We start from the raw sequence: 6,321 nt of genomic DNA on the forward strand, positions 1-6,321 counted from the left end.
CGGTGCGGCCGCGGTGCTCTCCCGGGGGGCGGGCGGGGTCACAGCAGGCGCCCGGCGTCGAAGCAGGTGCGGTCGCCGGTGTGGCAGGCCGCTCCGGTCTGGTCGACCCCGAGCAGCAGGGTGTCGCCGTCGCAGTCGAGTGCGACGGACACCACACGCTGGGTGTTGCCGGAGGTGGCGCCCTTGACCCAGTACTCGCCGCGGCTGCGCGACCAGTAGGTGGCCGCCCCGGTGGTGAGGGTGCGGTGCAGGGCCTCGTCGTCCATCCAGGCGAGCATGAGGACCTCGCCCGTGTCGTGCTGTTGCACGACGGCGGGGACGAGTCCGTCCTCGGTGCGTTTGAGACGGGCGGCGATGGCCGGGTCGAGGCTGGTGACGCTCATGCCCTCCAGGTTATGGCCGCCCGCCGACCGGGTGTCACCGGGGCGTGTCCAGTGCGGGCCACGCGTGCTCCGGGCCGGTGGGTGTCCTAGAGTGCGCCCGGAGCCGCCGTGCACGGCGGACGCGAGCAGACGAACGGATGTGGGGGTTCCCGTGACGGCCCAGGCCCTGTCCGCCGACCTGGCGGGGATGCCCGCCGCGCTGAACACTCTGGCGGAGCGGTTCCCGCGCTGGGACCCGTACGCGGCGCTGCCGGCGCTGCTGGACGACGAGCCCGCGGCCGTGCGGTTCTTGGGGATCGGTGCGGCCCGGGGCGTGTGCGAGGTGGCGGCGGCGCGGCTGCGGCTGGCCGGCATCGGCGCGTTCGCGGATTCCTCCGCGTCCGCACAGGAGCCGCCCGCGGGTCGGGAGACCCTGGTGGTGGGGGTGAGCCTGGGCGGCGGCCAACGGGAGTTGTGCACGGTCCTGGACCGGTACGTGGGCCGCTCCCCCGTGGTGGTGCTGGCCGCCGACCCCGACGCGGTGGTGGCCCGGTACGCGGACCTGCTGGTGCCGCTGCGGACCGGGGGCGAGCGGGCGGGGCTGGGCTGCCGGGCCTACCAGCACGCGCTGGGGCTGGCGCTGCTGCTGGGCCACCGGCTGGGCGCGCCGGTGCTGGGCGGCAGCCGCAACCTGCCGAGCCTGCTGCGCCGGTCGGCCAACGCGGTGCAGGCGCTGTTGGCGTCGGCGCACACCTGGGTGCCCGAGGCCGCGCGGGCGCTGGCGTCGCCGCACGGCGTGCACCTGGTGGCGCCCGCCGAGCGCGCCGCGTCGGCGGTGCAGGGCGCCCAGCTGCTGCGCAAGGGCCCGGTGGCGGTGGCGCACACCTGCGAGACCGGCGAGTGGTCGCACACCGAGCGGTACCTGGCCGCGGTCACCGACTACCGGGCGCTGCTGTTCGCCGGGTCGGTCTACGACGAGCGGTTCTCCGAGCACCTGGGGCAGCTACGGGGCCGGTTCGTGGCGGTGGGCCCCACCCCCGGGCGCGAGAGCGTGCCGGGGGCGGAGCTGACCGTGCGCTACCCGGGCGACGCCGACCCGGATGTCGCCCTGCTGGTCGAGACCGTGGTCCCCGGCCTGATCGCCGCCCACCTGTGGCGGGAGTCGGGCCGGTGACCGGGGGTCACGCCGAGGAGCGCACCCAGGAGGCGTACAGGTCGGCGTAGACGCCGGGCCTGGACACCAGTTCGGCGTGGGTGCCGCTCTGCACGATGCGGCCCTCGTCGAACACCAGGACCCGGTCCGCGGCCTCGGCCGTGGACAGGCGGTGGGCGATCGCCACCGAGGTGCGGCCCCGGGTGAGCCGGTCCAGGGCGCGCTGGATGCGCATCTCGGTGTGCGGGTCGACGGCGGAGGTCGCCTCGTCCAGGACCAGCAGGTCGGGGTCGGCGACGTAGGCGCGGATGAGCGCGACGAGCTGGCGCTCGCCCGCCGACAGCGACTCCCCGCGCTGGCCCACCGGGGTGTCCAGGCCGTGGGCGAGGCTGTCCAGCCACTCGTCCAGGCCCAGGTCGGCGATGGCGGTGCGCAGTTCGGCGTCGGTGCTCTCGGGGCGGGCGAAGCGGATGTTGTCGCCCAGGGAGCTGTCGAAGAGGAAGCCCTCCTGGGGGACCATGACGACCCGGCCGCGCAGCGACGAGAACGCGATCTCGCGCAGGTCGGTCCCGTCGAGCAGGACGGTGCCCCGGTCGGGGTCCATCAGCCGGGTGAGGAGCTTGACGAACGTGGTCTTGCCCGACCCGGTCTCCCCCACCACGGCGAGCCGGGTGCCCGGTTCGACGGTCACCGCCACGTCGTCCAGGACGACCGGGCCGTCCGGGTAGGAGTAGGTGACGCGGTCGAAGTCGACCCGCACCGGGCCGCGCGGCAGCACCGTCCCGGCCTCGCCCGGGTCGGAGATGTCGGGGACGGTGTCCAGGACGCCCAGGACGCGGCGCCAGCCGGCGATGGCGTTCTGCGCCTCGTTGAAGATCTCGGTGGCCATCATCATCGGCTGGATGAACAGGGTCATCAGGAACAGGAACGCGATGAGGCGGCCCGCGGTGAGGTCGCCGTCCAGGCCCAGCCACACCCCCAGCAGGACCACTGCGGTGTTGCCGACCGCCGAGACGATCTCCGCGAACGGGGACACCGCCACCGACAGCCGTTGGGCGCGCACCTGGGCGCGGCGGGTGGCCAGCACGGTGGTGTCGATGCGGCGGGCGGTGCGCTCCTCGGTGCCGTGGGCGCGGATGACCGCGGCGCCCATCACGGTCTCGCCGATGACGCCGAGCATGTCGCCGGTGTTCTCGCGGACCTTCAGGTAGGCCTTGGACAGCAGTTTCTGGAGCCAGCGCACCCCGAACAGCAGGGGCAGGAAGCACACCCACACCACGAGGGTGAGCTGCCAGGAGTAGACCGCCATCAGGACGGTGGCGATCAGCAGCTGCCCGGCGCTGACGATGAGGAGGATGCCGCCCCACTGCATGAACGTGCTGATCTGGTCCACGTCGCTGGTGACGCGGGAGACCAGGGCGCCCTTGCGCTCGCTGTTCTGGGTGAGCACGGACAGGTCGTGGACGTGCCGGAACGCCTTGCGGCGCAGGGTCGCCAGCCCCGACTCGGTGGCCTTGTACAGGCGCACGTTCATCAGGTAGGAGCAGACCATGGTGACGGCCAGCAGGCCCGCGCAGATCGCGACCATGCGGGCGACGAAGCCCAGGTCGGGGCCGTCGGCGGCGGTGATGCCGTTGTCGATGATCTGCTGGAGGGCGATGGGCACGACGACCTTGCCGACGGTGGCGACCACCGCGAAGGCCAGGGTGAGCCACAGGCCCCTGGCGAACTCCGGGGACAGGCGCAGGCCGCGTCTGAGGGTGTCCAGGGCCGAGTCGGTGGACCGGTGCAGGGACACCGGGGAGTCGGCGCGTCCGGGCTCCGTGTCCTCGGATCCGGCGGGTTCCCGCTCGTCTTCCTCGCGGGTGGGCGCGGGTGCGCTCATCGGCTCGTCTCCTCGGTGAGGTCGTCGCCGCGGACCGCGGCTCGGCGGGTGGGGTCGACGGGGGCCGGGCCCTCCGGGACGGGTGCGCGCGCGGCGTCGTTCTCGGCGGAGGCGCGCTCGTAGGCGGTCACGAGCCGGTTGTAGCCGGGTGAGGTCTCCAGGAGTTCGGTGTGGGTGCCGCGGGCCAGGACACGGCCGCGTTCGAGGTAGACGACCTCGTCGGCGAGTTCGATGGTGGCGCGGCGGTAGGCGACGACGACCACGGTGGCGGAGGTGTCGCGTTCGCGCAGGCCGCCGAGGATCTGCGCCTCGACCTGCGGGTCGACGGCGGAGGTGGCGTCGTCCAGGATGAGCAGGCGCGGGTCGCGGACGACGGCGCGGGCCAGGGCCAGGCGCTGGCGCTGGCCGCCGGACAGGGTGGTGCCCTTCTCCCCCAGGGGGGCGTCCAGGCCGCCGTCGAGTTCGGCGATGAACCCGTCGGCGCGGGCCAGGCGCAGGGCGGCCCACACGCGTTCGTCGTCGATGTCATCGCCCAGGGTGACGTTGCCGCGGACGGTGTCCTCGAACACGAAGGTGCTCTGCGGGACCAGGGCGGCGTGCCGGGGGATCTGGTCGCGGGCCAGTTCACGGACGTCGACGCCGTCGTAGGCGACGGTGCCCGCGTCCGGGTCGACCAGGCGCATCAGGACGGTGGTGAGCGTGGACTTGCCCGATCCGGTGGGCCCGACCAGGGCGACGGTGCGGCCGGGGGCGATGTCCAGGTCGACGCCGTCCAGGACGGTGGTGCGCGGGGCCTGCACGTCGTGGGACATCAGGTCGCGGCCGTCGCTGTCGTAGGAGTCGGCGTAGGAGAAGACGACGCCGCGGGCGGTCAGGGCGATGCCGTCGGCGCCGTCGTCCAGGGTGCGGGCGCCGTGCTCCATGGAGCCCTCCGAGCGCAGCACCGACTGGACGCGGTCCCAGCCCACGACACTGCGGGGCAGGTCGCCCAGGATCCAGCCGAAGGAGCGGACGGGCAGGGACAGCAGGGTGAACAGGAAGGCGATCTGGACGAGGTCGCCGGGGGCGATGTCGCCGGTGGACAGCCGCCACATGCCCAGTAGGAGGACGGCCAGGACGCCGAAGTTGGGCAGGGTCTCGATGACGGGGTCGAACAGGGAGCGCATGCGGCCGACCTGGATGAGGGCGTCGCGCAGGCGGTGGGCGGACTCGGTGAAGCGCTCGGTCTCGGTGTCCTCGCGGCCCAGGGTCTTGACGACGAGGGCGCCGTCGAAGGACTCGTGGGCGACCCCGCTGACCTCTGCGCGCAGCGCCTGGGCCCGGGAGGCCATGGGCGAGACGCGGCGCTGGAAGACGACGTTGACGACGACCAGGAAGGGGAAGACGACGAAGGCGACCAGGGCCAGCAGGGGGTCGGTGACGAGCATCGCGACGGCGGCGATGACGAGCATGAAGACACTGCCCACGGCCATCGGGAGGGGGGCGAGCGGCTGCCAGGCGGCCTCGACGTCGGCGTTGGCGTTGGACAGCAGTTGGCCGGTGGGGTGGCGGTGGTGCCAGGCCAGCGGCAGTTCGAGGTACTTGCGGGCGACCGCGCGGCGGTAGCGGGCCTGGAGGCGGAACTGCATGAGGGCGGCGAGCATGCGGCGCATGGCGATGCCGACGGCCTTGCCCAGGCCGACGGCCATGAGCAGGGCGGCGGCTCCGACCAGGGCCGCCGTGGTGGTGGCGCCCTGCTCGAAGGCCGGGATGATCGTGTGGTCGGTCAGGTATCCCAGGACGGAGGCGGAGCCGACGGTGACGGCGGCGTGCAGCATGGCGCCGACGACCGCGACGCCGAAGACCCACGGCTCGGTGCGGGCGGCGACCCACAGGACCTTCATGCCCCGGCCGAACACGCCCCGGTGGGCGGCGGCCGAGCCGCCGGTGTCCTCCTCGGTGCGTTCTCCCGCGGTTGCCGTGCCCTGCGCCATGCGCCCCCCGTTCTCCTTGCGCGCCGGGGAACGCCCTCTGGGAGGGCCCCGGCGCGGACCGTCCACGGCGTCCCGGCCTCCGGGCATGCCGAAGGGCACGGGGCGCGTGCCGTGCCAACTTATCCAGCGGCACCGACAGGTTCCACCGGATTGTTTCAGCGCCCGACCGATCGGTGCTATTCCGTCCAGTCGATGAAGAAGCGGACACGGGTCCGACCCCGAGGGGAGGAGCCGGACGGCCGGGGGGCGGATTCACACCTGTCGTGGCCCTGGTGGGCGATGAGGGCGCGGAAGGTGTACCTGTCGGTGATGCCGTCGAACCGATGTGCGCCCGGAACCCGGCGTTGGCAGGCGGTGGATGAGGCGGCCGACGTTGCCGCGGGAGCCGGGGGTACTCGCCGAAGGTCCGCTCGCTCGGGATCCGGATCAGATGAGTTCGAGGAACTCGGCCTCGATCAGCCCGGTGTCCTTGATGATGCCGCGCAGGGTGCCCTTCTTCATATCGCGCCCCTTGTGGACGGGGACGGAGACCGGAGGGCGGTCGGTATGCACCATGACGTGATGGCTGCCGGTCACCCTGTCGATGCGGTACCCGGCCTTCTCCAAGGCCTTGAGGACGACTCGCGCGGGGAGGGAGGGGAGAGGGGGCACTTACGCGGCCGCCTCGACGTCCGGAAGCTCGATGACCTCGAACAGCGCGGCCAGCCCCGCCCGCAGATCGGTGAGGGCCTCGTTCTTGGTGTCGCCCTCACCGTAGGCCGTGCCGCCGCCGGTGACCTCGGCTCTGGCGCACCACGCACCGTCCTCGTCGGTGGTGACGGAGATGGCGATGTCGATGTGCGTGGTCATGGCAACCCTTCTTCCGCTCGTACGGAAATGCTACCCACTCCCCCATCGGAGAGGCGGGAGTTCCACGGAACCGAGGAAAGCCGAAGGGCCCGGCGCGGA

General features: G+C 73.0%; 6 protein-coding genes. 1 reads left to right on the top strand and 5 read right to left on the bottom strand.

What is annotated here, in order from left to right; genetic code table 11:
* Positions 1-38: 38 nt before the first annotated feature.
* Positions 39-383, bottom strand: a complete 345-nt coding sequence (hisI, locus tag QJS33_RS30865; RefSeq protein ID WP_306371607.1) for a phosphoribosyl-AMP cyclohydrolase — start codon at positions 381-383, stop codon at positions 39-41.
* A 151-nt stretch (positions 384-534) separates the two neighbouring features.
* On the opposite strand from hisI, the gene QJS33_RS30870 reads away from it, so the two are divergent.
* Positions 535-1,536: a sugar isomerase gene (locus tag QJS33_RS30870; RefSeq protein WP_306371608.1), complete on the top strand. Its 1,002-nt coding sequence runs from the start codon at positions 535-537 to the stop codon at positions 1,534-1,536.
* A gap of 7 nt (positions 1,537-1,543) precedes the next feature.
* On the opposite strand, the gene QJS33_RS30875 is transcribed toward QJS33_RS30870, so the two are convergent.
* From QJS33_RS30875 to QJS33_RS30890, 4 genes are all read right to left on the bottom strand, one after another.
* A complete protein-coding gene (locus QJS33_RS30875; protein ID WP_306371609.1) occupies positions 1,544-3,400 on the bottom strand; it encodes an ABC transporter ATP-binding protein in 1,857 nt (618 codons plus the stop codon).
* Positions 3,397-5,373 carry an ABC transporter ATP-binding protein gene (locus tag QJS33_RS30880; protein ID WP_306371610.1) on the bottom strand — a complete coding sequence of 659 codons (1,977 nt, stop codon included), beginning with the start codon at positions 5,371-5,373 and terminating at the stop codon, positions 3,397-3,399. The genes QJS33_RS30875 and QJS33_RS30880 overlap by 4 nt, the downstream gene beginning before the upstream one ends.
* A gap of 426 nt (positions 5,374-5,799) precedes the next feature.
* Positions 5,800-6,024 carry a type II toxin-antitoxin system HicA family toxin gene (locus QJS33_RS30885; RefSeq protein WP_306371611.1) on the bottom strand — a complete coding sequence of 75 codons (225 nt, stop codon included), beginning with the start codon at positions 6,022-6,024 and terminating at the stop codon, positions 5,800-5,802.
* Positions 6,025-6,222, bottom strand: a complete 198-nt coding sequence (locus QJS33_RS30890; protein ID WP_306371612.1) for a hypothetical protein — start codon at positions 6,220-6,222, stop codon at positions 6,025-6,027. It lies immediately after the preceding gene.
* Positions 6,223-6,321: the final 99 nt, after the last annotated feature.

Origin of the sequence: Nocardiopsis sp. CC223A (genome assembly GCF_030766825.1) — a bacterium.
Classification (GTDB): Bacteria; Actinomycetota; Actinomycetes; order Streptosporangiales; family Streptosporangiaceae; genus Nocardiopsis.